We start from the raw sequence: 310 nt of genomic DNA on the forward strand, positions 1-310 counted from the left end.
ACCACACCACCGTATCCGTCTGCGCACTACCACGTCTGGCTACCACAGGGGAGGGGATGCTAGGGACAGGCATAGGAAGGTCCGTTAAGAAGACATCTCATTGGGGTGGGTTGAGTAGACTCCGGGTGTGCTGATCGTTGAGCGGCTTGTGCCGGATGAGCTGTGGGAGTTGTTCCATTTGGTCGTGCCGGACGCTCCGGTGCGACCGCAGTGTGGTGGCCGGCGGCGCCACGGGGATCGCGAGGTGCTGGCGGCGATCGTGTTCGTCGCGACGTCCGGGTGCACCTGGGCCCAACTGCCGCCGTGCTTC

Annotated in this window: 1 protein-coding gene; it reads left to right on the forward strand. The window is 64.2% G+C overall.

Annotation, left to right across the window (positions count from 1 at the left end; genetic code table 11):
* Window positions 1–127 precede the first annotated feature (127 nt).
* The coding region (locus PUR61_RS30840) for a transposase (RefSeq protein ID WP_329882795.1) at window positions 128–310 on the forward strand (183 nt) is incomplete at its 3' end.

Source organism: Streptomyces sp. BE20 (assembly GCF_036322525.1).
GTDB lineage: Bacteria > Actinomycetota > Actinomycetes > Streptomycetales > Streptomycetaceae > Kitasatospora.